Annotated in this window: 24 protein-coding genes and 2 tRNA genes; 17 read left to right on the plus strand and 9 right to left on the minus strand. The window is 72.9% G+C overall.

What is annotated here, in order from left to right; translation table 11 throughout:
• Window positions 1-26: 26 nt before the first annotated feature.
• The 8 genes from BFV98_RS26370 (at window position 27) to BFV98_RS26405 (ending at window position 11547) form a co-directional block, all read left to right on the plus strand.
• A complete protein-coding gene (locus BFV98_RS26370) occupies window positions 27-632 on the plus strand; it encodes an EboA domain-containing protein (protein WP_071098107.1) in 606 nt (201 codons plus the stop codon).
• Between the two features lies 1 nt (window position 633).
• Window positions 634-1485, plus strand: a complete 852-nt coding sequence (locus BFV98_RS26375; RefSeq protein ID WP_030271737.1) for a TatD family hydrolase — start codon at window positions 634-636, stop codon at window positions 1483-1485.
• The gene (gene eboE, locus BFV98_RS26380) at window positions 1485-2672 is read left to right on the plus strand and encodes a metabolite traffic protein EboE (protein WP_071098109.1); all 1188 of its coding nucleotides are present in this window, start codon (window positions 1485-1487) and stop codon (window positions 2670-2672) included. The genes BFV98_RS26375 and eboE overlap by 1 nt, the downstream gene beginning before the upstream one ends.
• Window positions 2669-4063, plus strand: a complete 1395-nt coding sequence (locus tag BFV98_RS26385) for an alkaline phosphatase family protein (RefSeq protein ID WP_071098110.1) — start codon at window positions 2669-2671, stop codon at window positions 4061-4063. Before eboE ends, BFV98_RS26385 begins: the two co-directional genes overlap by 4 nt.
• Window positions 4060-5127 carry a polyprenyl synthetase family protein gene (locus tag BFV98_RS26390; protein WP_071098112.1) on the plus strand — a complete coding sequence of 356 codons (1068 nt, stop codon included), beginning with the start codon at window positions 4060-4062 and terminating at the stop codon, window positions 5125-5127. The genes BFV98_RS26385 and BFV98_RS26390 overlap by 4 nt, the downstream gene beginning before the upstream one ends.
• Before the next feature lie 275 nt (window positions 5128-5402).
• Window positions 5403-8237 carry an RICIN domain-containing protein gene (locus tag BFV98_RS26395; RefSeq protein ID WP_071098114.1) on the plus strand — a complete coding sequence of 945 codons (2835 nt, stop codon included), beginning with the start codon at window positions 5403-5405 and terminating at the stop codon, window positions 8235-8237.
• A 17-nt stretch (window positions 8238-8254) separates the two neighbouring features.
• Complete coding sequence (locus BFV98_RS26400) at window positions 8255-10363, plus strand: ThuA domain-containing protein (protein ID WP_071099003.1); 2109 nt, start codon at window positions 8255-8257, stop codon at window positions 10361-10363.
• A gap of 173 nt (window positions 10364-10536) precedes the next feature.
• Window positions 10537-11547: a sugar phosphate isomerase/epimerase gene (locus tag BFV98_RS26405; protein WP_071098116.1), complete on the plus strand. Its 1011-nt coding sequence runs from the start codon at window positions 10537-10539 to the stop codon at window positions 11545-11547.
• A 4-nt stretch (window positions 11548-11551) separates the two neighbouring features.
• Here the strand turns inward: BFV98_RS26405 and BFV98_RS26410 are convergent, their stop codons facing one another.
• On the minus strand, window positions 11552-12736 hold the full coding sequence (locus BFV98_RS26410) for an ROK family transcriptional regulator (protein WP_071098118.1): 1185 nt from the start codon (window positions 12734-12736) through the stop codon (window positions 11552-11554).
• 96 nt (window positions 12737-12832) lie between these two features.
• Window positions 12833-13219: a hypothetical protein gene (locus BFV98_RS26415; protein WP_013287896.1), complete on the minus strand. Its 387-nt coding sequence runs from the start codon at window positions 13217-13219 to the stop codon at window positions 12833-12835.
• Window positions 13220-13486: 267 nt separating this feature from the next.
• On the opposite strand from BFV98_RS26415, the gene BFV98_RS26420 reads away from it, so the two are divergent.
• The 4 genes from BFV98_RS26420 to BFV98_RS26435 all read left to right on the plus strand — a co-directional run bounded on the left by BFV98_RS26420 (window position 13487) and on the right by BFV98_RS26435 (window position 17296).
• A tRNA-Asn gene (locus BFV98_RS26420) sits at window positions 13487-13559 on the plus strand.
• Between the two features lie 176 nt (window positions 13560-13735).
• Window positions 13736-15871 carry an MMPL family transporter gene (locus BFV98_RS26425; protein WP_071098120.1) on the plus strand — a complete coding sequence of 712 codons (2136 nt, stop codon included), beginning with the start codon at window positions 13736-13738 and terminating at the stop codon, window positions 15869-15871.
• The gene (locus BFV98_RS26430) at window positions 15864-17099 is read left to right on the plus strand and encodes an NAD(P)/FAD-dependent oxidoreductase (protein ID WP_071098121.1); all 1236 of its coding nucleotides are present in this window, start codon (window positions 15864-15866) and stop codon (window positions 17097-17099) included. Before BFV98_RS26425 ends, BFV98_RS26430 begins: the two co-directional genes overlap by 8 nt.
• A gap of 120 nt (window positions 17100-17219) precedes the next feature.
• Window positions 17220-17296: transfer RNA gene (locus tag BFV98_RS26435), tRNA-Ile, on the plus strand.
• Between the two features lie 870 nt (window positions 17297-18166).
• Here BFV98_RS26435 and BFV98_RS26440 read toward each other — a convergent pair.
• Window positions 18167-18841: a hypothetical protein gene (locus tag BFV98_RS26440; RefSeq protein ID WP_071098123.1), complete on the minus strand. Its 675-nt coding sequence runs from the start codon at window positions 18839-18841 to the stop codon at window positions 18167-18169.
• Between the two features lie 301 nt (window positions 18842-19142).
• Here BFV98_RS26440 and BFV98_RS31615 point away from each other — a divergent pair, with 301 nt between their 5' ends.
• Complete coding sequence (locus BFV98_RS31615; RefSeq protein WP_176921730.1) at window positions 19143-19526, plus strand: hypothetical protein; 384 nt, start codon at window positions 19143-19145, stop codon at window positions 19524-19526.
• On the opposite strand, the gene BFV98_RS26450 is transcribed toward BFV98_RS31615, so the two are convergent.
• Window positions 19458-19931 (minus strand): hypothetical protein, encoded by a 474-nt coding sequence (locus BFV98_RS26450; RefSeq protein WP_255368251.1) that lies wholly within the window; start codon window positions 19929-19931, stop codon window positions 19458-19460. The genes BFV98_RS31615 and BFV98_RS26450 overlap by 69 nt on opposite strands.
• 73 nt (window positions 19932-20004) lie before the next feature.
• Between BFV98_RS26450 and BFV98_RS26455 the strand changes: the two genes are divergently transcribed.
• Window positions 20005-20445, plus strand: a complete 441-nt coding sequence (locus tag BFV98_RS26455) for a DUF732 domain-containing protein (RefSeq protein WP_255368252.1) — start codon at window positions 20005-20007, stop codon at window positions 20443-20445.
• Between the two features lie 131 nt (window positions 20446-20576).
• On the opposite strand, the gene BFV98_RS26460 is transcribed toward BFV98_RS26455, so the two are convergent.
• Window positions 20577-21368 (minus strand): aminoglycoside N(3)-acetyltransferase, encoded by a 792-nt coding sequence (locus BFV98_RS26460; protein WP_071098128.1) that lies wholly within the window; start codon window positions 21366-21368, stop codon window positions 20577-20579.
• Between the two features lie 136 nt (window positions 21369-21504).
• Here BFV98_RS26460 and BFV98_RS26465 point away from each other — a divergent pair, with 136 nt between their 5' ends.
• On the plus strand, window positions 21505-22011 hold the full coding sequence (locus BFV98_RS26465) for a SigE family RNA polymerase sigma factor (protein WP_013287889.1): 507 nt from the start codon (window positions 21505-21507) through the stop codon (window positions 22009-22011).
• Entirely contained in the window at window positions 22008-22439 is a 432-nt protein-coding gene (locus BFV98_RS26470; RefSeq protein ID WP_071098129.1) for a hypothetical protein, read from the plus strand. The genes BFV98_RS26465 and BFV98_RS26470 overlap by 4 nt, the downstream gene beginning before the upstream one ends.
• Window positions 22440-22587: 148 nt before the next feature.
• Here BFV98_RS26470 and BFV98_RS26475 read toward each other — a convergent pair whose 3' ends face one another.
• The 3 genes from BFV98_RS26475 to BFV98_RS26485 are packed head-to-tail and all read right to left on the minus strand — an operon-like array spanning window position 22588 to window position 23858.
• On the minus strand, window positions 22588-23022 hold the full coding sequence (locus BFV98_RS26475) for a hypothetical protein (protein ID WP_013287887.1): 435 nt from the start codon (window positions 23020-23022) through the stop codon (window positions 22588-22590).
• 9 nt (window positions 23023-23031) lie between these two features.
• Window positions 23032-23340, minus strand: a complete 309-nt coding sequence (locus tag BFV98_RS32375; RefSeq protein WP_071098131.1) for a hypothetical protein — start codon at window positions 23338-23340, stop codon at window positions 23032-23034.
• 50 nt (window positions 23341-23390) lie between these two features.
• Complete coding sequence (locus BFV98_RS26485) at window positions 23391-23858, minus strand: SRPBCC family protein (protein WP_013287885.1); 468 nt, start codon at window positions 23856-23858, stop codon at window positions 23391-23393.
• 158 nt (window positions 23859-24016) lie between these two features.
• Here BFV98_RS26485 and BFV98_RS26490 point away from each other — a divergent pair, with 158 nt between their 5' ends.
• Entirely contained in the window at window positions 24017-24778 is a 762-nt protein-coding gene (locus BFV98_RS26490; RefSeq protein WP_013287884.1) for a GNAT family N-acetyltransferase, read from the plus strand.
• Window positions 24779-24809: 31 nt separating this feature from the next.
• Here BFV98_RS26490 and BFV98_RS26495 read toward each other — a convergent pair whose 3' ends face one another.
• Entirely contained in the window at window positions 24810-25502 is a 693-nt protein-coding gene (locus BFV98_RS26495) for a hypothetical protein (RefSeq protein WP_013287883.1), read from the minus strand.
• Window positions 25503-25598: the final 96 nt, after the last annotated feature.

The following is a 25598-nucleotide window of genomic DNA, read 5'->3' on the forward strand; positions in this document are numbered from 1 at the left end:
CTTCCACCCGGCAGAGGGGAGACGGCATGACACCCGACCGACTGCGCGCCGCGCTTCGGGGCGTACCCGATCCGCAGTGGCTGGACGCGGCGCTGCGCCGCGTCGCGACCGAACCCACGGCGATCGGGCGGTTCTTCGCCGCCGCCGCCCGGCGGTGCGGTCGCCTGCCGCTGCCCGACCCGCCCGGCTGGACGGCGGACGAGGCGGCCCGGGCGCTGCTGCTGACCGCGCTGCCGCACGGCCACGCCGCCGGCGCGGAGACGCTGTACCGGCAGGGCGACGCCGCCGAGAAACGCGCCGTGCTGCGCGCGCTGCCGCTGCTGCCGATCGGCGCGGAGTGCGTGCCGCTGCTGCACGACGCGACCCGCACCAACGACACCCGGCTGGTGGCCGCGGCGCTCGGCCCGTACGCCCGGCACCTGGAGCAGGCGACCTGGCGGCAGGCGGTGCTCAAGTGCGTGTTCACCGGCGTGCCGCTGGCGGTTGTCGACGGCCTGCCGGAGCGGGCCGACGGCGAGCTGGCCCGGATGCTCGCCGCGTTCGCCGCCGAACGGCACGCCGCCGGCCGCGACATGCCCGCCGACGCGACCGACCTGCTGCGCCGGCTGACCATCCCCACCACGGAGGCGTGACATGCGCATCTTCGACCCGCACATCCACATGACGTCCCGCACCACCGACGACTACGAGCGGATGGCCGCGGCGGGCGTCCGCGCGGTGGTCGAGCCGGCGTTCTGGCTGGGCCAGCCGCGTACGAGCGTGGACAGCTTCGTGGACTACTTCGACTCGCTGATCGGGTGGGAGCCGTTCCGGGCCGGCCAGTTCGGCATCCGGCACCACGCCACTGTGGCGCTGAACCCGAAGGAGGCGAACGACCCGCGCTGCCGCCCCGTGCTCGACCTGCTGCCCCGCTACCTGGACAAGGACGGCGTGGTGGCGGTCGGCGAGATCGGTTACGACGCGATGACGCCGGCCGAGGACGCCGCGCTGGCCGGTCAGCTCGCCCTGGCCGTCGCGCACGACCTGCCGGCGCTGGTGCACACGCCGCACCGGGACAAGGCGCGCGGCGTCGAGCGGACGCTCGCGGTGGTCGCCGAGTCGGGCATCGCGCCGGGACGGGTGCTCGTCGACCACCTCAACGAGGTGACTGTCGAGCTGGTCCGGGACACCGGCTGCTGGCTGGGCTTCTCGATCTATCCGGAGACGAAGATGTCGCCGCCGCGGATGGTGGAGCTGCTGAAGCGGTACGGCACCGAACGGATGCTGGTGAACTCGGCGGCCGACTGGGGCCGGTCGGATCCGCTGCTGACCCGGGCCACCGGGGAGGCGATGCTGCTGGCCGGGTTCGACGCCGACGACGTGGACCGGGTGCTGTGGCGCAACCCGGTGGAGTTCTACGGCCAGTCCGGCCGGCTCGACCTGACCGACCTGGAGGCGAGCGACCCCACCTTCGCCGGCAACTCGATCGCCCGTGGGGGGCAGTGATGCGGCTGCGCCACGCCGACGGCACGACCGTCCATCTCGGCTACTGCACGAACGTGCACCCGGCCGAGGACATGCCGGGCGTCGTCGCCCAGCTCGACAGGTACGCGGTGGCGGTCCGCCGGGCGCTCGACGTGGACCGGCTCGGGCTCGGACTCTGGCTGGCCGCGCCGGTGGCCGCCGCGCTCGCCGCCGACCCGCCGGCCCGGCGCCGGCTGCGCCACGAGCTGGCGGTACGCGGGCTGGAGGTGGTCACGCTCAACGGCTTCCCGTACGCCGCGTTCCAGGCCCCTGTGGTCAAGGGCGCGGTGTACCACCCGGACTGGACCACGCCGCAACGGTCGGCGTACACGCTGGACCTGGCGCGGGTTCTCGCCGACCTGCTGCCCGACGACGCCGTCCGGGGTTCGATCTCGACGCTGCCGATCGCCTGGCGCACCCCGTGGGACGCCGGGCGGGCCGCCATCGCCCGGCGTCGCCTGGACGCGCTGGCCGAGGGCCTGGCCGCGGTGCAGCGGGAGACGGGCCGGGTGATCCGGGTCGGCTTCGAACCGGAGCCGGGCTGTCTGGTGGAGTCGACGGGACAAGCACGCGAGGTATTCTCAGACATGGATACCGACCGACTCGGGATCTGCGTGGATCTCGCGCACCTGGCGTGTGCCTGGGAGCAGCCGGCGGATGCCCTGGCCGGGCTGCGTGCCGCCGGTCTCCCCGTGGTGAAGGTCCAGGTGTCCGCAGCGGTCGAGGCCGCTGACCCGCCCGCCGCGAGCGCGGCGCTGCGCCGGTTCGTCGAACCGCGCTTCCTGCACCAGACGCGGGCTGCCGGTTGCGCAGGCGCCGCCGATCCGGCCGATCCGGCGTACGCGGCCGACGACCTCGACGCCGCGCTCGACGCGCGGCTGCCCGGGGCGTGGCGGGTGCACTACCACGTGCCGTTGCACGCCCCGCCCGAGCCGCCGCTGCGCTCCACAGCGCCGGTGCTGCGCGAGGCGCTGGCCGCGTTGTACGCCGGTCCCGTCGCCGGCTGCGACCACCTCGACGTCGAGACGTACACCTGGGGGGTGCTGCCGGAGGCGCGGCGGCCGCGCGGCGACGCGGAGCTGGCCGCCGGCATCGCCGCCGAGCTGGCGTTCGCCCGCGACGAGCTGACCGCGCTCGGCCTGGCCACGACGGTGGGGGCGCCCTCGTGAGCCGGCGGCTCGTGGTGCTCGACGTGGTCGGGCTGACGCCGCGGCTGCTGGCGCACATGCCCCGGCTGCGCACGGTGGCCGACGCCGGGTTCGCCGCCGAGCTGGGCACCGTGCTGCCGGCGGTGACCTGCTCGGCGCAGTCCACGTTCCTCACCGGCGAGCTGCCCGCCGGGCACGGCGTGGTGGGCAACGGCTGGTACTTCCGCGACCTGGGCGAGGTGCTGCTCTGGCGGCAGCACAACGGGCTCGTCGGCGGCGAGAAGGTGTGGCAGGCGGCCCGCCGCGTCGAGCCGGGCTACCGGGTGGCGAACGTCTGCTGGTGGTACGCGATGGGCGCGGACGTGGACTGGACGGTCACGCCGCGCCCGGTCTATTACGCCGACGGGCGCAAGGAGCCCGACTGCTGGACCGACCCGCCCGAGCTGCGGGACACCCTCACCGACGCGCTCGGCACGTTCCCGCTGTTCAGCTACTGGGGGCCGGGTGCCGGGCTGCCGTCCTCGGCGTGGATCAGCCGGGCGGCGCAGCGCATCCTCGCCGATCACGCTCCCGACCTGACGCTGGTCTACCTGCCGCACCTGGACTACGACCTGCAACGCTTCGGCCCGTCCGGCCCGCAGGCCGCCGCCGCGGCGGCGGAGCTGGACACCGTGCTCGGTCCGCTGCTCGACGCCGCGCGGGAGCGGGACGCCACAGTGGTGGCGTTGTCCGAGTACGGCATCACCGACGTGTCCCGCCCGGTGGACGTGAACCGGATGCTGCGCGCCGAGGGGCTGTTGCGGGTCTACACCCAGGCCGGGATGGAATATCTCGACCCGTGGACCTCACGGGCGTTCGCGGTGGCCGACCACCAGGTGGCGCACGTCTACGTCGAGGATCCGGCGGACGTGCCGGCGGTGGCGAAGCTCTGCGCGTCGCTGCCGGGCGTGGCCGAGGTGCTCGACGCCGCCGGGCAGGCCGGGTACGGGCTGGATCACCCCCGCTCGGGTGAGCTCGTGCTGGTGGCCGAGCCGGACGCCTGGTTCACGTACTACTACTGGCTCGACGACGCGCGGGCGCCCGACTTCGCCCGGCTGGTGGAGATCCACCGCAAACCCGGCTACGACCCGGCGGAGCTGTTCTTCGACCCGGCCGCGCCGGGTGCGGCGAAGCGCCGCGCGGCGGTGGCGCTGGCCCGCAAGAAGCTCGGGCTGCGCTACCTGATGTCAGTGGTGGGGCTGGACGCGGGCGCGCGTGCGGTGCGTGGTTCACACGGGCGCCTGCCCGCCGACCCGGCGAACGGCCCGGTGCTGCTCTGCTCCGACCGGGCCGCGATCCGGCCCCGGGTGGAGGCCACCGATGTGAAGGCGTTGCTGCTCGAACTCGCCGGACTGGCCAGGGAGGCACCATGACCGTAACCGTCGCACCGACCGATCCGGCCCTGCTGCGGGGCCGCTTCGACGCCGCGCTAGCCGCGTTCCTGGACGCGAGAGAGCCGGATCGGCCGGACGACGGTACGGGGGCCGTCCACACTGCTCTGCGCTGGTTCGTCCTGGCCGGCGGCAAGCGGATGCGCCCGCTGTTCTGCTACTGGGGCTGGCGGGGTTTCGGCGGCCCGGACGCCGCGCCGATCGTGGTCGCCGCGGCGTCGCTGGAGCTGTTCCACGCGTTCGCGCTGATCCACGACGACATCGTGGACCGCAGCGACCGCCGCCGGGGCGCGCCGACGCTGCACCGGTTCTTCGCCGAGCTGCACGCCGCGTCCGGCTGGCCGGGCGACCCGGCGGCGTACGGGCGGCAGGCCGCGGTGCTCTGCGGCGACCTCTGCGCCACCTGGTCGGCGCAGATGTTCCACGGGTGCGGGTTGCCGCCCGAGCGGCTGCGCCGGGGGCACGTGCTGCTGGCCCGGATGCGCTCGGAGGTGATCGCGGGGGAGTACCTGGACGTGGTCGGTGCGGCCGGGGACGGCTCGGTGGCGAACGCGCTCACAGTGGTACGGCTGAAGACGGCCCGCTACACGGTGACCCGTCCGGTGCAGATCGGCGCCGCGCTCGCCGGTGCGGCGCCGGAGGAGGTGGCCGCGCTGGCCGGGTTCGGCGACCCGCTCGGTGACGCGTTCCAGCTGCGCGACGACCTGCTCGGCGTCTTCGGTGACCCGTCGGTGACCGGCAAGTCCAACCTGGACGACCTGCGTGAGGGCAAGCCGACGGTGCTGCTGGCGCTGGCCCGGGCGTCCGCCTCGCCGGCCGGTGCGGCCCGGCTGGGGGAGCTGGTCGGCGATCCCGGCCTCGACCAGTCGGCCGCGGCCGAGGTGCGGGGCATCGTCGAGGAGTCCGGCGCCCGGGAGGCGGTGGAGCGGATGATCCGTACCCGGGCCGACGCGGCACTTGTCGCGCTGGACGCGTTGCCGCTGGCGGAGCCGGCGCGGCGGGTGCTGGCGGCGCTCGCGGAGCGGGCGGTCGACCGCCACGAGTGACACCTACTTTTGTCGCAGAGCGCCGAAAGTCAAAGCCGATCGATCAGAAGCTATGGACAGGCTGATCGAAAGGTTTTAATGTCGTGCACAGCACAACGCTGTTTCGCCGAGGCGACCGCCCCGCACCGCCCGCCTCGGCGAGGTGACCTCCGGTCCCGACCGGAGGTCGCGGCCCGCCGACCTCCCCGGCAGGCCGGCGCAGCATCCCCCTGCTCGGCATCCGGCGCGACGCGCGCCCGTTCCTGGCTGCGCGCGTCAGGAAGGGACAGCACAGCATGTCCAGCCACCACCACCCCCGTGCCCGACGACCGTTCGCCGCTGCCGCAGCGCTGCTGCTCGCGGCCACCGCCGGCACCGTCACAGTGGCCGCGGCGTCCGTCCCGGCGTCCGCCCACCCGATCCCGGCGAGCGACTTCCAGCAGGTCGAACTCGCCCGCGGTGTCGCCGAGACCGGCGAACCGATGTCGCTCGCGGTGCTGCCCGACCGGTCGGTCCTGCACACCGCCCGCAACGGCACGCTGCGCCGCACCGACGCGGCCGGCGCCACCACAGTCATCGGCACGCTGCCTGTCTACACCCACGACGAGGAGGGGCTCCAGGGCGTCGGCGTCGACCCCGGCTTCGCCTCCAACCGGCACATCTACCTCTACTACGCGCCGCCGCTGTCCACCCCGGCCGGCGACGCGCCCGCCACCGGCACCGACTTCTCCGCCTGGCAGGGCGTCAACCGGCTCTCCCGGTTCACCCTCAACGCCGACTTCACGCTCAACCAGGCCAGCAAGGTCGACGTGCTCGACGTACCGGCCGACCGGGGGCTGTGCTGCCACGTCGGCGGCGACATCGACTTCGACGCCGCGGGCAACCTCTACCTGTCCACCGGCGACGACACCAACCCGTTCGACTCGGCCGGCTACGCGCCGATCGACGAGCGCACCAACCGCAACCCCGGGTACGACGCGCAGCGCAGCGCCGGCAACACCAACGACCTGCGGGGCAAGATCCTGCGGATCAAGGTGAACGCCAACGGCACCTACTCGATCCCGGCCGGCAACCTCTTCGCGCCCGGTACCGCGCGGACCCGCCCGGAGATCTACGCGATGGGCTTCCGCAACCCGTTCCGGATCAGCGTCGACAAGGCCACCGGCGTCGTCTACGTGGGCGACTACGGGCCGGACGCCGGCACCACCACGGCCCGCGGCCCGTCCGGGCAGGTCGAGTTCAACCGGGTGACCGCGCCCGGCAACTACGGCTGGCCGTACTGCACCGGCACCAACACCGCCACCGAGACGTACGCCGAGTGGGACTTCGCCGCCGGCACCGCCGGCCCGAAGTTCAACTGCACCGGCGGGCCGACGAACAACTCGTTCCGCAACACCGGCCTGGCCACGCTGCCGGCGGCGAAGCCGTCCTGGATCCGCTACGCCGGTGACGCCGGCAGCCCGCCCGAGTTCGGCGGCGGCTCCGAGTCGCCGATGGGCGGCCCGGTCTACCGGTACGACGCGGCGAACCCGTCCACCACGAAGTTCCCGCAGTCCTTCGACGGGCAGTTCTTCGCCACCGAGTTCGGCCGGGGCTGGATCAAGCCGATCCACGTCGGCGCGGACGGCTCACCCGGCACCATCGACAGCTTCCCGTGGACCGGCAAGCAGGTGATGGACTCGGCGTTCGGCCCGGACGGCGCGTACTACGTGCTCGACTACGGCACCGGCTACTTCAACGGCGACGCCAACTCGGCGCTTTACCGCTTCGACTACCTGGGCGGCGCCAACCGCGCCCCGGTGGCCCGCGCCGCGGCCGACCGGACCTCCGGCGCCGCGCCGCTGACTGTGGCCTTCTCCTCGGCCGGCTCGTCCGACCCGGAGGGCGGCGCGCTGACGTACGCCTGGACGTTCGGCGACGGCGGCACCTCGACCGCCGCGAACCCCTCGCACACCTACACCACCAACGGCAGGTACACCGCCACCCTCACCGTGCGCGACCCGCAGGGCGCCACCGGCACCGCGAGCGTGACGATCACAGTGGGCAACACCGCGCCGACAGTCGTCATCGAGACGCCCGGCAACGGCAAGCTGTTCTCCTTCGGCGACACCGTGCCGTTCCGGATCACCGTCACCGACCCGGAGGACGCCACGATCGACTGCACGAAGGTCAAGATGACCTACGTGCTCGGCCACGACCAGCACGGCCACCAGATCACCTCGGCGACCGGCTGCACCGGCTCGATCGCCGTACCCGTCGACGGTGAGCACGACGACGCGGCGAACATCTTCGCCGTCTTCGACGCCGAGTACACCGACTCCGGCGGCCTCACCACGCACACCCAGCACACGCTCCAGCCCCGGCACCGGCAGGCCGAGCACTTCAAGACCTCGTCCGGGATCAACATGTTCGACAAGGCCACCGCCGAGGGCGGCAAGACCGTCGGCGACATCCACAACGGGGACTGGATCGCGTTCCAGCCGTACCTGCTCGCCGACGCCACCGGGTTCACCGCCCGGGTGTCGTCCGCCGGAGCCGGCGGCACGCTCCAGGTGCGGGCCGGCTCGGCCACCGGCACCGTGCTCGGCTCGGCCACCGTCCCGGTCACCGGCGCCTGGGACACGTTCACCACAGTCACCGGCACGATCGCCAATCCGCCGGCCGGCACCACCACGCTCTACCTGACGTTCGCCGGTGGCACCGGGGCGCTCTACGACCTGGACGCGTTCACGCTCACCACGTCGGCGGTCCGTACCGGCCCGGTCAAGGGCCTGGCCGGCAAGTGCCTGGACGTGCGCAACGCCGCCACCGCCGACGGCACCCAGATCCAGCTCTACACCTGCAACGGCACGACGGCGCAGTCGTGGACCGTGACGCCGAACGGCACCGTGAAGGCGCTGGGCAAGTGCCTGGACGTATCCGGCGGGGCCAGCGCGGACGGCACGAAGATCCAGCTCTACACGTGCAACGGCACCGGGGCGCAGAACTGGTCCGCGCAGGCCGACGGGACCGTGCGCAACCCGCAGTCGGGCAAGTGCCTGGACGTGTCCGGCAACAACTCGGCCGACGGCACGGCGGTGCACCTGTGGACCTGCACCGGCGCGGCGAACCAGCGCTGGACCCTGCCGTGAGGATGAAGGAGAACCAGATGAAACTCGTGCGTACCGCACTGGGGGCGGTGACCGCCGTCCTCGCCACCATCGCCTGCACCGTCCCCGCGGGCCCGGCAGCCGCCGCCGACGCCCCCTACGACGTGCTCGTCTTCTCCAAGACCGCCGGCTTCCGCCACGACTCCATCGCGGTCGGCACGCAGGCCGTACGGGAGCTGGGCGCGGCCAACAACTTCACCGTCACCGCGACCGAGGACGCCGCCCAGTTCACCACCGCCAACCTGGCCCGCTTCGAGGCGGTGATCTTCCTCAACACCACGGGGGACGTCCTCAACGCCAGCCAGCAGTCGGCGTTCGAGGCGTACATCGGCGCCGGCGGCGGGTACGTCGGCGTGCACTCCGCCGCCGACACCGAGTACGACTGGCCGTTCTACGGCAACCTGGTCGGCGCCTGGTTCGCCTCCCACCCGGCCATCCAGCCGGCCACGGTGAAGGTGGAGGACCGGGCGCACGCCGCCACCGCGCACCTGCCGCAGCGGTGGAACCGCACCGACGAGTGGTACGACTACCGCACCAACGCCCGCTCCACCGCGCACGTGCTGGCCAGCCTGGACGAGTCCACGTACTCCGGCGGCTCGATGGGCGGCGACCACCCGCACGCCTGGTGCAAGACGTACAGCGGCGGCCGGTCCTTCTACACCGGCGGCGGCCACACCCAGGCGTCCTACGCCGACGCGGCGTTCCGGGCGCACCTGCTCGGCGGCATCCGCTACGCCGCCGGGCGCACGAAGGCCGACTGCCGGCCGGAGACCGGCTACACCGCGCTCTACAACGGCGGCACCACCGGCTGGTCGCAAGCCGGGCCGGGCAGCTTCACCAACGCCGACGCCACGCTCACCTCGGTCGGCGGCATGGGCCTGTACTGGTACAGCGCGAAGCAGTTCACCAACTACTCGTTGAAGCTGGACTGGCGGCTGGCCGGTGACGACAACTCGGGCGTGTTCGTCGGCTTCCCGCCGTCGAGCGACCCGAACTCGGCGGTGAACAACGGCTACGAGATCCAGATCGACCCCACCGACGCGGCCGACCGGACCACCGGCGCGATCTACGGTTTCAAGTCCGCCGACCTGGCGGCCCGGGACGCGGCGCTCAACCCGGCGGGGGAGTGGAACACCTACGAGATCCTGGTCGAGTCCGAGCGGCTCCAGGTCTTCCTCAACGGCGTGCGGATCAACGACTTCACGAACACCGACCCGGTGCGGTCGCTCGCCGGGCACGTCGGCATCCAGAACCACGGCACCGGCGACGACGTGTCGTTCCGCAACATCCGGATCAAGGAACTCGGTGGCACGCCGCCGCCGACCGGCAACACCACCGTCCAGGCCGAGGCGTTCGGTTCGGCGAGCGGCGTCAGCGCGTACCCCAAGGCCGGTGCCAACGGCGGCCAGACCCTGGGGTATGTGGACCCGGGCGACTGGGCCGCGTACCCGGGTCTGGACCTGACCGGTGTGACGTCGCTGCGCGCCCGGGTGGTCTCCGGCGGCCCGGGCGGCACACTCCAGGTGCGGACCGGCTCGCCGGGCGGCCCGGTGCTCGGCCAGGTGGCGGTGCCGAACACCGGTAGCTGGACCACGTTCGCCGACGTGAGCACCGCGCTCACCGGCGTGCCGTCCGGTACGCAGACGGTCCACCTGACGTTCACCGGCAGCGGCTCCGGGCTGTTCGACGTCGACGACTTCACGCTGGTCCGCTCGACCGGCACCGGCGGCGCCGGCCCGATCAAGGGCCTCGCCGGCAAGTGCCTGGACGTGCGGAGCGGATCGTCGGCCGACGGCACCCAGATCCAGCTCTACACCTGCAACGGCTCGTCGGCGCAGTCGTGGACCGTGACGCCGAACGGGCCGGTGAAGGCGCTGGGCAAGTGCCTGGACGTGTCGGGCGGCGGCAGTGCGGACGGCACGAAGATCCAGCTCTACACGTGCAACGGCACAGGCGCGCAGAACTGGTCCGCGCAGGCGGACGGCACGGTGCGTAACCCGCAGTCGGGCAAGTGCCTGGACGTGTCCGGCAACAACTCGGCCGACGGCACGGCGGTGCACCTGTGGACGTGCACGGGCGCGGCGAACCAGCGCTGGACCCTGCCCTGACGGAGGCCATAGAGTGGAGGCGGCGACCGCGAGGTGGCCGGTGACCCGGCGGGAGGCGCAACCCGTCCGGGAGCAGACGCTCCGGCGTCCACCGGTTCCCACGCGCCGCCGCCTCCGGTCGTCCTCGCCCCGGTCCGCGACGGAATCCCCCATCACCACAGGGGAGAAGGACAATGGCGCGACCCATCACGCTCTTCACCGGCCAGTGGGCCGATCTGCCGTTCGACGAGGTCTGCCGGCTCGCCGCCGAGTGGGGCTACGACGGGCTGGAGATCGCCTGCTGGGGCGACCACTTCGAGGTGGACAAGGCGCTCGCCGACGACTCGTACGTGGAGCGCAAGCGGGCCACCCTCGCCAAGCACAACCTCCAGGTGTTCGCCGTCTCCAACCACCTGGTCGGGCAGGCCGTCTGCGACCACCCGATCGACGAGCGGCACCAGGACATCCTGCCGGCCCGGATCTGGGGCGACGGTGCGCCGGAGGGGGTGCGGCAGCGGGCCGCGGAGGAGATCAAGGACACCGCGCGGGCGGCGGCGAAGCTCGGCGTGAACACCGTCGTCGGCTTCACCGGCTCGTCCATCTGGCACACGGTGGCGATGTTCCCGCCGGTGCCGCCGGCCATGATCGAGCGCGGCTACCAGGACTTCGCCGACAGGTGGAACCCGATCCTCGACGTGTTCGACGAGGTGGGGGTGCGGTTCGCGCACGAGGTGCACCCCAGCGAGATCGCCTACGACTACTGGACGACGAAGCGCACGCTGGAGGCGATCGGGCACCGGGAGGCGTTCGGGCTCAACTGGGATCCGTCGCACTTCGTCTGGCAGGACCTGGACCCGGTGAACTTCATCTTCGACTTCGCCGACCGGATCTACCACGTCGACTGCAAGGACGCGAAGGTCCGTACCGGCGACGGGCGGCGCGGCCGGCTCTCTTCCCACCTGCCCTGGGCCGACCTGCGGCGCGGCTGGGACTTCGTCTCCACCGGCCACGGCGACGTGCCGTGGGAGGACTGCTTCCGGGCGCTCAACGCGATCGGCTACGACGGCCCGATCTCGATCGAGTGGGAGGACGCCGGCATGGACCGCCTGGTCGGCGCGCCGGAGGCGCTCCAGTTCGTCCGCCGCCTGGCGTTCGACGCCCCGTCCGCGGCCTTCGACGCCGCCTTCAGCAGCAGCCGCGACTGACCGGTCAGCGGGCGGCGTAGACCTGGTCGCTGACCAGGCGCGCCGCCCCGACCAGGCCGGCGGTGTCGCCGAGGTCGGACAGGACGATCGGCATGCTGCCGGTGGCCAGCGGCGTGGAGCGCCGGTAGACCACGCCCCGGATCTCCGCGAGCAGCACCGGCCCGATCCCGCCGGGTGCGCCGCCGATGATCACGATGGCCGGGTTGACGAAGCTGACCAGCCCGACCAGCACCCGCCCGAGCCGGCGGGCGGCGTCGCGCACCAGCGTCTGCGCCGCCGGGTCGCCCTCGGTGGCCGCCGCCGCCACGTCGGCCACCGACAGCGTCCCGGCCGCGGCCAGCCGGTCCGCCAGCGCCGTCGAGCGCCCGGCCCGCGCGGCGCTCACCGCCTCGCGCACCAGTGCGACATCCCCGCAGTACGCCTCGACGCACCCGTTGTTGCCGCAGCCGCAGAGCGGCCCGTCCTCGGTGAGCTGGAAGTGGCCGATGTCGCCGGCCCCGCTGGCCGCACCCCGGTAGAGCGCGCCGGCGAGCACCAGCCCACAGCCGATCGCCTCGCCCAGCTTGAGGTAGAGGAAGTCGTCGAACGGGCGGCCGGTGCCGGCGTGCCGTTCGCCGAGGGCCATCGCGTTGGCGTCGTTGTCGACCTGCACCGGGCAGCCCAGCTCGGCGGCGAGCGTGTCGCGTACCGGGAAGCGGTGCCAGCCGGGCAGGGCCGGCGCGGACACCGGCGTGCCGTCGCGGACCTCGACCGGCGCGGGCAGCGCGACGCCGACGCCGGTGAGCGACGACAGTCCCGCCTCGACACGCAGTTTGCCGAGCAGTTCGACGATGCGCCCGACCACCACGTCCGGGCCGAGCCGGACGTCCACCGGCTCGTCGTGCCGGGCGAGCGGGTTCAGTTCGCCGTCGGTGAGCGCGACCCGCAGGAGGCCGTCGCCGACGAGCACCGCGCCGAACCGGACCTGCGCGCCGACGCGCAGCAGCGACGAGCGGCGTCCGCCCCGGGACGCGGCCGGTCCGGCGGTCTCCACCAGGCCGAGCGTGGTCAGCCGGTCGACCTCGGCGGCGAACCGGGCCCGGGGAAGGCCGAGGAGGTCGGCCAGCTCGACCCGGGAGCGTGGGCCGTCGTCGCGCAGCAGGCGCAGCAGTCGCGCCTGGTCCGCCGTCTCCGGTCCGACCATCGGCATGTGGTCACCTCCCCACGGAGAATGTGCCACATCGCCGCCCGCGCACACGGGAGCGGGCCGGTCACCCGGAGGTGGCCGGCCCGCTGTCCGCTGGTGTCAGAGCGTGTTGCCGGTGCTGGACGGCTTGGTGCTCGTGCCGGTGGTGGTCGAGCCGGACGCGCTGGTCGAGCCCGTCCCGTTGGCGCTGCGGCTGCCGACCGCGGCCGGCGTGCCGGCGAACGGCTTGTCGGCGTCGGTCATGCCCGGCTTGCCGCCGTTGGTGGCGAGCTTCTCACCGAGCTTGGTCTGCCCCAGCTTGTCCTTGCCCTCCGAGTAGAGCCGGGTCGCCTGGGCCTGCGCGACCCCGGCCGCCTCCTGGACGGTCGGGTGGTCGAGCACCTTGCGCCCGCGGACCACCAGCTCCTCGTACTTCTCCCGGCCGGCACGGGCGCCCAGGACGAATCCCGCAGCCAGCCCGCCAAGAAACATGATCTTTCCGCGCATGGCGGCTCCTTCCGTACCTGACGCTCTCGCCGGTTTCCGCCAGCTCGGCGGAATGACCGTCTCGCGCCTGCTTCTCTGTCGACGGCTAACTACCCATCCTGCTCTCCGCTCATGCCTCCCTGTGCCGAGATGACGATTTGTCCGTAATCCTGGCGCGTCAGCCGGTCCGGTCCTCCTCCGGTAACCCCCTGGCGCGCCACCCCCCGATGTCCTGTACTCTTGTCCCCGTCGCACGGAGCGGAGAGATCCGAACCGAGCGGTGCACGGTCCCCTGTAGCTCAATTGGCAGAGCAGCCGGCTGTTAACCGGCAGGTTATTGGTTCGAGTCCAATCGGGGGAGCTTCGCTCCACGTCACGCCCGTCGGCATCGTCGGCGGGCGTTAGTCGTCGCTGGCCCCCTTCGCGTGCCCGGCTGCCCGGTTTCCGCCCCCGAGTCCTCGTTCGCCCGGCAGGATGGTCGGCGTCGACTTAGACTCCCGCTGCGTCGATTGATGCGTCGATTCGAGGACGGTGGAGATGGCCGCAGGACGCAGCCGCTGGACCGCGACGCTGATCGCGGTGGCGGTGGTGCTCGGCTGGCTGATCGTCGGCGGCATCGCCGGCCCCTACTCCGGCAAGCTCGGCGAGGTCTCCACCAACGACAACGCCTCCTTCCTCCCGGCCGACGCCGAGGCCACCCGGGCGCAGGACCTGGCCGCCGGATTCGTCGACCGGGAGACCACCCCGGCACTCGTGGTCTACGAACGACCCGGCGGCCTCACCCCCGCCGACCAGCAGCGCATCCGAGCCGACGCGGCCCGCTTCGCCGAGGTGCCGGGCGTGGTCGGCCCGCTGCCGCCACCGGTCGTCAGCCAGGACGAGCAGGCCGCCCAGGTGATCGTGCCGATCGACAGCTCCGAGGGCGAACAGATCCGGTCCGTTGTGGAACGCCTGCGCGACATCGCCGGCCCGGACCGCGACGGGCTCACCGTCGACGTGGCCGGACCCGCGGGGCTGCTCGGCGACCTGATCGAGGTGTTCGGCGCGATCGACGGGCCGCTGCTCCTGGTCACGCTGACAGTGGTGCTGGTCATCCTGCTCGTCGTCTACCGCAGCCCGGTCCTCTGGATCTTCCCGCTGCTGGCCGCCGGGATGTCGTACTCGCTCGCCGCCGTCTTCGTCTACCTGCTCGCCGACCACGACATCGTCAAGCTCAACGGGCAGGCACAGGGCATCCTCACCGTGCTCGTCTTCGGCGCCGGCACGGACTACGCGCTGCTGCTCATCGCCCGCTACCGGGAGGAACTGCACCGGCACGAGCGCCCGTGGGACGCCATGCGGACCGCCTGGAAGGGCGCCGCCCCGGCCATCATCGCCTCCGGCGCCACAGTCATCGTGAGCCTGCTCTGCCTGCTGCTGTCCAGCCTCAACTCCAACCGCGCGCTCGGCCCGGTCAGCGCCGTCGGCATCGCCGCCACGCTGCTGGTCATGCTCACCTTCCTGCCCGCGCTGCTGGTCCTCGGCGGCCGCTGGGCGTTCTGGCCCCGGCGACCCCGCTACGACCAGGCCGACCCGCGCACCGAGCACGGCATCTGGGGGCGGATCGCCGGCTTCGTGGCGCGCCGCGCGCGTACCGTCTGGGTCGTCACCGCCGTGGTGCTCGCCGCCCTCGCGATCGGGGTGACCCAGCTCGGCGCCACCACGCTCGGCCAGTCCCAGCTGTTCACCCAGCGCACCGACTCGGTGGCCGGGCAGGAGGTCATCGACAGGCACTTCCCGGCCGGCACCGGCAGCCCCGCCACCATCTTCACCACCGAGGGCACCGCCCGGCAGGTCGCCCAGGTGGCGCAGGGCGTACCGGGAGTCGCCTCGGTGCTGCCGCTCGGTGAGCGGGGCGAGAACGCGCCGCCCGACCCGAACGCGCCCCCCAAGGTGGTCGACGGGCGGGTGCAGCTCAACGTCACGCTCGCCGACCCGCCGGACAGCAACGGCGCCGAACGCACCATCCGCGACCTGCGCGAGGCGGTGCACCGGGTACCCGGCGCCGACGCCGTGGTCGGCGGCTTCACCGCGATCAACGTGGACACCGCCGACGCCTCGGTACGCGACCGCGACGTGATCATCCCGGTGGTGCTGCTGGTCATCGCGGTCATCCTGGCGCTGCTGCTGCGCGCCCTGGTCGCCCCGGTGCTGCTGATCGCCACCGTGGTGCTGTCGTTCCTGGCCACGCTGGGCCTGTGCGCGCTGCTGTTCCGGTACGTCTTCGACTTCCCCGGCGTCGACCAGTCGTTCCCGCTGTTCGCGTTCGTGTTCCTGGTCGCGCTCGGCATCGACTACAACATCTTCCTGATGAGCCGGGTCCGTGAGGAGTCGGTGCGCCGCGGCACCCGCGCCGGTGTGCTCGCCGGGCTGGCCGTCACCGGCGGCGTGATCACCTCCGCCGGCATCGTGCTCGCCGCCACGTTCTCCGCGCTCGCCGTCCTGCCGCTCGTGGTGCTCGTCGAGCTGGGCGTGGCGGTCGCTGTCGGCGTACTGCTCGACACCATCGTGGTCCGCTCGCTGCTGGTGCCCGCGCTCGCGTACGACATCGGGCCGAAGGTCTGGTGGCCGGGCCGCTTGTCGCGGTCGCACCGCGAGGGCGACCGGGCCGGGGCGGGGGTGGACCGTGCCTGACACGGACGTGGTGATCGTCGGCGGCGGCCTGGCCGGCCTCGCCGCCGCCCGGCGGCTGCACCGCGCCGGCGTGCCGTGGCGGCTGCTGGAGGCCGGCGACCGGCTCGGCGGGCGGGTCGCCACCGACCGCGTCGACGGGTTCCTGCTGGACCGGGGCTTCCAGGTGCTCAACACCGCGTACCCGCGGCTCACCGGCCTGGTCGACGTCGGCACTCTCACGATGGGCTGGTTCACCTCCGGCGTGCTGGTGCGCCGCGGCGACCGGCTGGAACGCCTGGTCAACCCGCTGCGCGAACCCACCGGCGCACCCGGCACGCTCACCGCCGGCATCGGATCGCTGACCGATCGGTTGCGGTTCGCCACGCTCGCCGCCGGCTACGCCACGGTGCCGGTCGGGCGGCTCCTCGACACACCCGAGACCAGCGCCGAGAAGGCGCTGCGCCGGGCCGGGCTCTCCGACGCGATCATCGAGGAACTGCTCCGGCCGTTCCTGTCCGGCGTGCTGCTCGACCGCGAGCTGGCCACCTCCAGCCACGTCCTCGCGGTCGTCATGCGCTCCTTCGCCCGCGGCCGGATCGGCCTGCCCGCGGACGGGATGCAGGCGCTGCCGAAGGCGCTCGCCGCGCCGCTGCCCGCCGAGCTGATCGAGCTGAACACCCCGGTCACCGACGTCGCGCCCGGCCGGGTCCGCACCCCGGCCGGCGAGATCACCTGCCGCGCCGTCGTGGTCGCGGTGGACCCGCCCGCGGCGGCCACGCTGTTGCCAGGGCTGCCGAAGGTACGCATGCACGCGTACACCACCTACTACCACCGCACCGACACGGCGCCGCTGGACGAGCCGATCCTGCTGCTCGACGGCGACCGGCGGGAACTGATCGCCAACACGGTGGTGGTGAGCCGGGCCGCGCCCACGTACGCGCCGGACGGCCAGCACCTCGTCGCCACCTCGGTGGTCGGCCCGCAGGCGCCGCCCGAACCGGTGATCCGACGCGAACTGGACCGCCTCTACGGCCGCTCCACCGCCGACTGGACCCACCTCACCACAGTCGCCGTGCCGGACGCGCTCCCGGCCGCACCGCCACCACAGGGCCGGCTGCGCAAGCCGGTGGCGCTCGGAGACGGCCTGTACGTGGCCGGGGACCACCGGGACAGCCCGTCCATCCAGGGGGCGCTCGCCAGCGGGTGGCGTACGGTCGGCGCGGTCCTCGCGGAGTTGCGGCGCGGGTGAGCCATCGGCGGGTAGCGCGTTGTTATCCTCGCGTTGCCCATCGTGCTGTCGCGGCCGTGTTTCCGCCCGGTAGGTGGTGGTCCGCGCAGCGATCGGCGGGTTACGATCCGGCGCGGTCACGGGGCGGTAGCTCAGCCGGTTAGAGCAGGGGACTCATAATCCCTCGGTCGCGGGTTCGAACCCCGCCCGCCCCACCACCCGTTTTCCCTGTTCAGCCATGTTGGCGGCGATCCGGACGTACCGCGTCGAGGTCCGGTCCGACGCTCTCGGTCCGCACTGAGGCCGGTCACTGCGACGAGGAGACAGCGAAGTTCCTGGCGAGCCTTCCTAGGAACTTGGCGGGTCGGTTCCGTCGCACGGGACACCGATACCTAGCTGTACTTGCGCCGTCTGCCCCCGCGACCGAATTGTGAGCGGTAGGCAGGTCGCCCGCGCAACCCACGTGCCGCCGACGAAGGCCAGCCACTGAGATTGGTCGTCGACAGGTGCGCAGGCGCGCACACGGGCGCGCACGGCCGGCACCACTGACGAGCCCCATCCGAGACGCGCCCTGTCCTCCCAGCCGGGTGCCACCCGAAGATCGACCACTGCGCCGCCGCGTACGACCAATCCCCATTTGGCGAACAGCCGGGCTGCCGGGTCCGGTTGCCCCGATTCCTCTGCTTGAAGCACAGGCCGGTCAGGTACCGCGACGTCCTCTCCCACGAGCCGATAGCCCGCCGGCGGTTCCTGCATCGCATCCACCGATACAGTGCATGACTCCTGCCTGGCGCTCCCGTCAGTTGACGGGGACGCGCTCGGGTCAGTACCCAGAGATGCAGTTGGTGCGGGTGGTCGGGCCTCACCCTGGCCGGAACCGCTTGAGGACGTACAGGCTGCTGGCGTCACCATCAGGCAGACGCTGAGCGGCCACCACAACATGCGGCTGGTCCATCGCACGCGCGTCACCTCCTGAACGGCGAGGCCTTCGACGGTTGGGGCGCGACCCGTGAAGCGTCACCGTACCGAAAGGCGGGATGCGTTCGATGCCGCCCGCCCTGCCACGCGAGACGCCCTGCTCAGCCGAGCTACCAGTACCTGCCGCAGGTCGGCTCGAGCTTGTCGACCGCGCTCTCCAGGTCGCCCGTGTCGCTCGCCACCTTCACGATCGCTTCCGCATATTCGAGCTTGGGCTTGATCGAGCGGACCTCGACGTCCTTCCGGCCTGCGGCCATGGTGAGCACCTGGAACTTCTTCTGCAGCGTGCGGTCGGTCTGCTCGCCGGCCACCCTGTTCGCCACCGCCTCGAGGTTGACCAATCGGGTGGACGCCTCCGCCCGGGCGTTGACGAGCTCGGCCTCCACTGTCGAAGTGGAGGCGACCCCGACCAGGATGATCAGGCCGGCGATGGCCTTCTCCAACGGACCCTTGACGGCGGTGCAGGCCACCTTGTTGCTGGCGGTGGCCACTTGCGTGGCCTTCTTGGTCGTGGTCGGAGCTGCGGGGGCCGTCGAGGATCGCGGGGTGCCCGAGGAGCGTGAGGTCGGCGAGGGGCGGGGGGTCGGCGAGGGCTCGGGCGCGAGGCTCGGTGTGGCCGTCGGCGCCGAGGGCATGGGAGTGGGTGACTCCGTATCGGTGCTCGCCGCCACGGCGGTGGGCGTGCCCGGCGTCTCGTCGGCGCGGCCACACGCCGAGGCGGTGAGCAGCATCGCAGCGACCGCCACGTAGAGCCCGAACCGTCGTACCGTCACGTCGTATCCCATCTCGCGATCTTGCGGGAGCGTGACGATACATGTCGGACGCAGTGGCGGCCATCAACCAGATGGACCGCCCGGGTGACAATCGCGCGCATGAGCGCTGCTGACGTCGTAACGGTTGATCTCACTTCGGATCAGCGGTTCCTGCTACGGCGCGGGTTGGCCGAGTGGGGTGGCCCCGCGCATTCCACTGATGAACTCGCCCGGGTCATGGGCTTCCAGGACCGGGCGGACCTCTACCACGGCGAGGGCCGGGCCCGTCGGGAGCGCTCTACCCAACTCACGCCTGCTTCGGCATGCTGACCGGATGGAGAACCCGCACGCCTCGACGCCGTTCGCTCTGCACCTGTACTGCAGAGTCGACGTCCTGGTCACCGACGCGGAGGCTCTCACCGATCGCGCAGTGGCCCAGCTGCGAGATGCGGATGTCGAGTGGCGCACGGAAGACGACGACCTCGAATCGGCGGTCGGAGAACTGCGCGGCAGCGTCGCCGACTCTCTCGGGGCGGTGGTCGACATCGGCCGCCTGATCGAGGGAATCCCCGGAGTGGAGTTCCGAGGCGGTTGGTGCCGCGCCGAGCCGGGGCCGCCTCGGGAGATGCCTGCTCCTGGAAGCCGGCGCTCATCGCTCGGGCACGACCCGGACGATGCTGCTGCCACTGGACGTGGCGTTGCCTCCGTCGATCACTGAGGTGACCAGGTCGTAGAAGCCCGGCTTGGCGTCGGGACCGATCACGATCGTGCTGACGGGACGCTCGCCCGGAGTGCCGGTCGGCCGGACCGGTGTCGCCGTGAAGGTGACCAGCCCGGGCACCGCCGAAGCGGCCTTGAGGTCGTCCACAGTGCCGTACGGGCCCGTCAGCCGTGCGGTCAACTCGACCTGCGGCGAGGTGGAGCCCGGCTCGTCCGGGGACTCGACCGTCCAGTGGACGGTCAGGGTCTGGCCCGGTTGGTACGGCTTGTCGACGTCCAGGTCCTCGCAGCAGGTGTACGCCGGCGGCGGCACCTCCGTTACCGTCTCGGACGGTTCGGCGGCGCAGGCTGCCAGCAACGGAACGGCGAGGCAGCTGAGAAGGCGCAGGCGCGGCGATTTCATGCGCGAGATCGTAGGCGTGGCGCGCCGCTGCCAGGGGGCGGCGGGCAGATGCACCGCAGTCTATGGTTGCCGCGTGAACAGACGCCTGTGGGTGGTGTCGGCACTGGCCGTGACCGCGCTGCTCGCCTTGCCGGTGACCGTCGTCGGCGTCCACGTGACCCACCCTCGGGACGAGGACGGATACCTGGCGTACCTGAAGCAGTACGGCGACCGGCAGAACGGTCGGCCGCTGGCGGTGTTGCCGCCGACCGCGGATCTGGTCGCCGAGGGCGACGCGGCATGCGACTGGTTGCGCGAGCAGCCGTACGCGCTCTGGCGGCACGATCCGGAGTACCGGGAGCTTGTCGTCTTCGAGCGCTACGTCCGGCAGGTCGAGAACCGCTCGCCGGCCTGGGGCGACGAGCTGCCCGATCGGCGATCGGTGACGGGAGCCGCGTGGACCCACCTCTGCCCGGCGGAGTGGGAACTACGCCAGCCCCGCCGTAACCCCTTCGCCCCCAAGCCGCCGGACTGAGCGCGCGGCCCGTCGTTCCCGGCGCCCTCGCTACATCGATCTTGGAGTTGTGGCACCTCACAAAAGCCGCGTGCGGGACATCCGAGGCGCCACAACTCCAAGATCGACGAAAGCCCGCCCGAGGCGGAAGGTCAACGCCCGCGGTTCGTGGCCATCCAGGCGGTGGCGAAGTCGACCAGGGTGCGCTGGTGCATCAGCCGTGCCGTCGCGCTGGCGACCTGGCCGGTCGTCGCGCTGCCTGTCGCCTCGAAGTCGGCGCCCAGCCGGTCGAAGTCGCCCTCGTCGGTGACGACGTCGGTCCACGTGGTCCACCGGCTCGTGCCGTCCGGCAGCCGTACCGCCGAGCCCGTCACCGCCCGCGGCGGCGACGCCTGCCGCCACTCCGCGAGGTGCAGCGAGGTGTTGGAGCTGTGGTCGCAGCCGAGCAGCAGCACCTTGCCGTCGAGCCGGTACACCGCGCCGAGCGGTGAGTGCTCGCCCAGCGCGTCGTCGAGGCGGTGTCCCTCCACGGCGTCGGCGGCGTGCGCGCCGAGCGCGGCGAAGGACACCTGCGGGTGGTCGCTGCGGCGGGCGCCCGGCCAGGTGCGTACCGTCTCGGCGACCGCGCCCATCCACCGGCTCGGCGTGCACGCCGGGTCGAAGCCGGGCGTCTGCTCGCGGATGACCGGCCACCACGCCTCGGGTACGGGCGGATGCCGCCACTCGGCCGGGTCGGTGTTCTCCGGGGTGTGCGTCGGCACGACGAGGGTGCCCTCCGGCCCGAGCGCCGCCAGCAGCGCCCGCACCACCGCCTCGGTGCGACCGGCGACGAACCCGAGACTCCGGTACGACGAGTGCAGCAGCAGAACGTCACCCGGGACGATGCCGAGCACGCGCAGGTCGTACGCGATCGAGCTGACGGTGTGCGGTGCGGCCTGGTCCACCCGCCGCAGTGTAGGCGGGGCCGAGCCTGGACCGGGGACGGTGCCGACGCCCGCGGAAACCGTTTCGCCGATCCCGGGATAGCGGCGGTGCCGTCCGGCGTCTGTCACTGGTGAACGAGGAGACGAGGGTGGTGCGGTGGACGAGGACGAGCGGGCGGTGCTGGCCGAGTTCGTGGCGAGCCGTGCCCCGGCGCTGATACGGGTCGCCTACCTGCTCACCGGTGACCGCAGCAGTGCCGAGGATCTGTTCCAGTCGGCGCTGTCGAAGATCATTCCGAAGTGGCGGAGCATCCGGCACGCCGACCCGGAGGGCTACCTCCGTGCCGTCATGTACCGGGAGCAGGTGAGCTGGTGGCGGCGGTTGCGTCGTCGCCGGGAGTCCCCGGCCGGCGTGCACGAGCCGGTGGTGGCCGACCCGGCCGGCGGTACGGATCTCCGGCTGGCGTTGCGGGCGGCGCTGTGGGAGTTGCCGCCCGCGCAGCGCACCGTCGTGGTCCTGCGCTACTACGAGGACCTGCCGGAGGCCCAGGTCGCCGAACTGCTGGGCTGCTCGGTCGGGACGGTGCGCAGCCGGACCCACCGGGCGGTCACCCGACTGCGTCAGATCCTGCCGGACAGCGAGCTTCTGGAGATGCGGCGATGAGTGATCCGTTCGAAGGTCTGCTCCGCTCCACCCTCACCGACATCGCCGAGGAGGCACCGACTGTGCAGGACTCATTGACCAGGGCGGAACGGCGCGTGCGTAACCGTCGACGCAACACGGTGGCGGCAGGTGCGGCGGGCATCCTGGCGGTGCTGGTGATCGGCGCGCCGTTCGCCTACGCCGGCCGCGGCGACGACCCGGTGATCTCGCCGCAGCCGGGCACGAGCGCCCCGCAGCCGGACCGGACCGAGCCCGTTCCGCCCCCGCCGGGCCTGGCGTCGCCCGTCCCGGTCGGCCCGGACGGCCGGCGGATGCCGGACGGCGCGGACCCGACTCGCCCGGGCGCACCGTCGCCCGTCCCGGTAGGCCCGGAGGGCACGAGCCCGCCGGGCGGTGCGATGCCGTCGCCCAGCCCCATCAGGCGCTGACCGTCGTACGCCGGCACCCTCCGGGCCGGTGCGAGAGCCGGGCCCGCCCCGACCGTGGCGGGCCCGGCCCTCGGCGCGGTCAGTCCATGCGGGTACGCCCGGCCGATCCGAGCCGGGGGGAGAGAGACGGCCCTACCGACGTTCGGCGTCACTCCCACGGTGGGGCGTGCCGGTTCACGTAGTCGCGGGCGCGGGGGAGCGGATCACCCCAGTACTGGTGTGGCATGCGGGAGAAGTGCTCCCGGCAGAAGGTGGCGAGATCGTCGACGATCGCGATCCGCTCCAGGGGGCGCCGTTCGAACTCCCGGTTGGCCGCGAGCAGATCCGCCTCCGGGTTCCAGCCGGCGTGGTCGAACGCCCGGTCCGCCCAGGTCGCGTACACGTGGAAGACCTGGCTCTGACCCGCGAACCGCAACCCCGCGAGACCGATCGGCCGATCCGGGTAGGTGTCCCGGCACACCCAGGCCAGGATGTGGCAGGCCCCGGCGGCGAAGAACGGCTGGTCGGCGCGTTCCCAGGCGAGTCGCTGGTCGGCCCGTTCCTGCGGCGTACGCCGGAAGACGCCCGCTGCCGTCACTGCCACAGGCGCACCCTAGCCGAACGCAGCGCGGCCGTGCACGACGACGGACGGCACGACATGCACCTGCACGCCCGCGTCCGGGGCGAAGATCGGGCTCGGCATGCCGGTGAGCCAGCGCGCGGCGGCCCAGGCCAGCGCCGCCGCCAGTCCGGCCTGCACGGCGAGTACGGACTTGATCCGCAACTGCTGCATCCGGTCCCGCCCGGCGGCCCGGCCGCGCTCGTTCACGCGTTCCCACGCCTCGTCGAACCGTTCCGCGTCCAGGCCGGCGCGCCGCGACGACCCCCGCCGGCCGCCGCGCCCCGCCCGCTGCCCGGTCACCGCCGGCGGCTACCCGCAAAAGCCGCCGCCATTCCCGGCCTCCGCCGGGGTCAGGCGCCCGGTTCGAGGTACGCGGCCAGGTGTGCCAGCGAGGACGCGATGCCCTCCTCGTGCACCCTCTGGTCGATGCCCGGCGGCACACCGGTGGCGGTGACCGTCACAGCGGTGCCGTCGCCTGCCGCCGCGAGGTGCCAGGTCATGGTCATGGTGCCCGCGTAGGCCGGGTCGTCGGCCTGGAACACGGCCGTCTGCACCACCCGGCGTGCCGGTACGAGTTCGGCGAACCCGACGTCGACCACGTCCGTCGCGTCCGACGTCTTACCGGGGCTGCCGGCCGGGTCGAGGTAGGTGAGCACCATCCGGAACCCGCCGCCCGGCCGTGGATCCCAGCGCTCGATCCGCCCGCGCATCCCGTCCGGCGGCAACCACGCCTCCAGGGCGGCCCGGTCGACGAGCGCGTCGTACACCGCCGCCGGTGGCGCGGCGATCGTCCTGCTGCCCCGATCGATCCTGCTCACCCCCCAACCCTAGGCCCGCACCCTCCCGCCCGCGGGTGCTCCTCGTCGATCTTGGAGTTGTGGTCGTGAACGAATGCGGCTGAGACGGGCGATTCAGGCGCCACAAGTCCAAGATCGGCGGGGAGCGGGAGCGGGGCGCGCCCGGTACGCTGCCGCGAATGCCGGTACGACAACACCTCCACGACTCGCTGCTGCTCGGTGACGACGACACCCCGCTGGCCCGGATGCGGCTGCGGGACGACGACGGCACGGCGGTCGCGGCCGACGTCCGGCCGCTGCCCGAGGCGCCGCTCACCCGGCTCGTCGCGCAGGTGCGGCGCGACCTGGCCGGGCACCGGCTGGAGACGCCGGACGAGGCGCTGGCGGCGGCACTGGTGGCCGACGGGCTGAAGCTGGACCGGGCCGCCACCGACATGCGGCACGACCTGACCGGCGTACCCGAACCGGTGGCGCTGCCGGACGGCTGGTCGCTCGGCGCCCCCGGCTGGGACGACGACCTCGCCGAAGGGCTGGACGCGGCGTACGGCCCGGACCACCCGGACGGCCGCTGGCAGCCGAGCGATACCGAAGAGGTACGGGCGATGTTCGACACCGGCGAGCCGGTGCCACCCCTGGTGCCCGCCTCGGCCCGGCTGATCGACCCGGACGGCCGCAGCGCCGGGCACGTGCTGTGCGCCGGGCCGGTGCCGTGGACCGACGACGACTGCGTCTGGATCCTCAACCTGGGTGTGGCGCCCCGCGCACAGCGGCGCGGGTTCGGCCGGGCGCTGCTCGTGCACGCGTTGCGCGGCGCGCGGGAGGTCGGGCTGCCGTCAGTCGGCCTGTCGGTGGTCGACGGCAACCCGGCCCGCCGCATGTACGACGCGGCCGGCTTCCGCGTCCTCACCCGGGTGCTCACGGTTCGCATCCCCGACGCGTAGCCCGCTCGATGCGTCCCGAGGTGGCGAACCCTCAGGCGCCGGTGAGCAGAGGGCGGTGCTCGGACCAGAGCCAGCGCAGGTAGTCGCGTAGCCGTTCCGGGGTGGCGATCCAGCCCTGGCCGGGATAGCGGAGCAGTCGGCTGACCTCGCCGGCCACCAGGTCGTACCCGGCCGCGCCGGTCTCCGGCACGGGGGCGTCCGGTGCGACAGCCACGGGCAGCGGGACCATCGGGATCCGCAGACCGGCGTCGTCGCAGGCCCGCAGCACGGTGAGATAGACCCGGACCAGGTGGTACGGCGAGACGACGAGCGCGACGCTGCCGACGCCGAGCGCCCGCACCTGCTCCGCGATCCACGTGGCCTGCCGGCCGGTGCCGGTGACCGGCTCGGCCTGGAGAACTACCCCGCCGGTCCGGCGCAGACCGAGCCCGCGCAACCGGTCGAGCGTGAGCGGGCGGTAGGTCCGCTCGGCCGAATCGGTGTTCGCCACCAGCAGGTGCCGCAGCGCCGGGCCGGTCTCCCAGGCACGGATCGCGTCGGTGAGACGCCAGTCCTCGCCCTGGCCGGTGGGCACCACGAGCGCGTCCACCCGCTCGGCGGCGCGGTGGGGGAGCGTGAGGACCATCGTGACCGCCTCCAGCACCGCCAGGAGCCGTTCGGCGGGTACGTCCGCGAACGCCTCCGCCTCCACGAGCCGTGGCAGCGGGCGGGACACACTCGTCACGCCCGCGATCTTGCCACGTTGCGGCGGACGGGGGATGAGAGAGCGGCGGCGGAATCGAGTACGCGTGCTCATTCGCCCGGCCCGTCGGCCGGGCAG

Source organism: Micromonospora sp. WMMB235, from assembly GCF_001855515.1.
Taxonomy (GTDB): Bacteria; Actinomycetota; Actinomycetes; order Mycobacteriales; family Micromonosporaceae; genus Micromonospora; species Micromonospora aurantiaca.

Coding starts and splice junctions, on each gene's coding strand:
- BFV98_RS26370 (WP_071098107.1), top strand. CDS start 27: ATGACACCCGACCGACTGCGCGCCGCGCTTCGGGGCGTACCCGATCCG.
- BFV98_RS26375 (WP_030271737.1), top strand. CDS start 634: ATGCGCATCTTCGACCCGCACATCCACATGACGTCCCGCACCACCGAC.
- eboE (WP_071098109.1), top strand. CDS start 1,485: ATGCGGCTGCGCCACGCCGACGGCACGACCGTCCATCTCGGCTACTGC.
- BFV98_RS26390 (WP_071098112.1), top strand. CDS start 4,060: ATGACCGTAACCGTCGCACCGACCGATCCGGCCCTGCTGCGGGGCCGC.
- BFV98_RS26395 (WP_071098114.1), top strand. CDS start 5,403: ATGTCCAGCCACCACCACCCCCGTGCCCGACGACCGTTCGCCGCTGCC.
- BFV98_RS26400 (WP_071099003.1), top strand. CDS start 8,255: ATGAAACTCGTGCGTACCGCACTGGGGGCGGTGACCGCCGTCCTCGCC.
- BFV98_RS26405 (WP_071098116.1), top strand. CDS start 10,537: ATGGCGCGACCCATCACGCTCTTCACCGGCCAGTGGGCCGATCTGCCG.
- BFV98_RS26410 (WP_071098118.1), bottom strand. CDS start 12,736: ATGCCGATGGTCGGACCGGAGACGGCGGACCAGGCGCGACTGCTGCGC.
- BFV98_RS26415 (WP_013287896.1), bottom strand. CDS start 13,219: ATGCGCGGAAAGATCATGTTTCTTGGCGGGCTGGCTGCGGGATTCGTC.
- BFV98_RS26425 (WP_071098120.1), top strand. CDS start 13,736: ATGGCCGCAGGACGCAGCCGCTGGACCGCGACGCTGATCGCGGTGGCG.
- BFV98_RS26440 (WP_071098123.1), bottom strand. CDS start 18,841: ATGGGATACGACGTGACGGTACGACGGTTCGGGCTCTACGTGGCGGTC.
- BFV98_RS31615 (WP_176921730.1), top strand. CDS start 19,143: ATGGAGAACCCGCACGCCTCGACGCCGTTCGCTCTGCACCTGTACTGC.
- BFV98_RS26450 (WP_255368251.1), bottom strand. CDS start 19,931: ATGAAATCGCCGCGCCTGCGCCTTCTCAGCTGCCTCGCCGTTCCGTTG.
- BFV98_RS26470 (WP_071098129.1), top strand. CDS start 22,008: ATGAGTGATCCGTTCGAAGGTCTGCTCCGCTCCACCCTCACCGACATC.
- BFV98_RS26490 (WP_013287884.1), top strand. CDS start 24,017: ATGCCGGTACGACAACACCTCCACGACTCGCTGCTGCTCGGTGACGAC.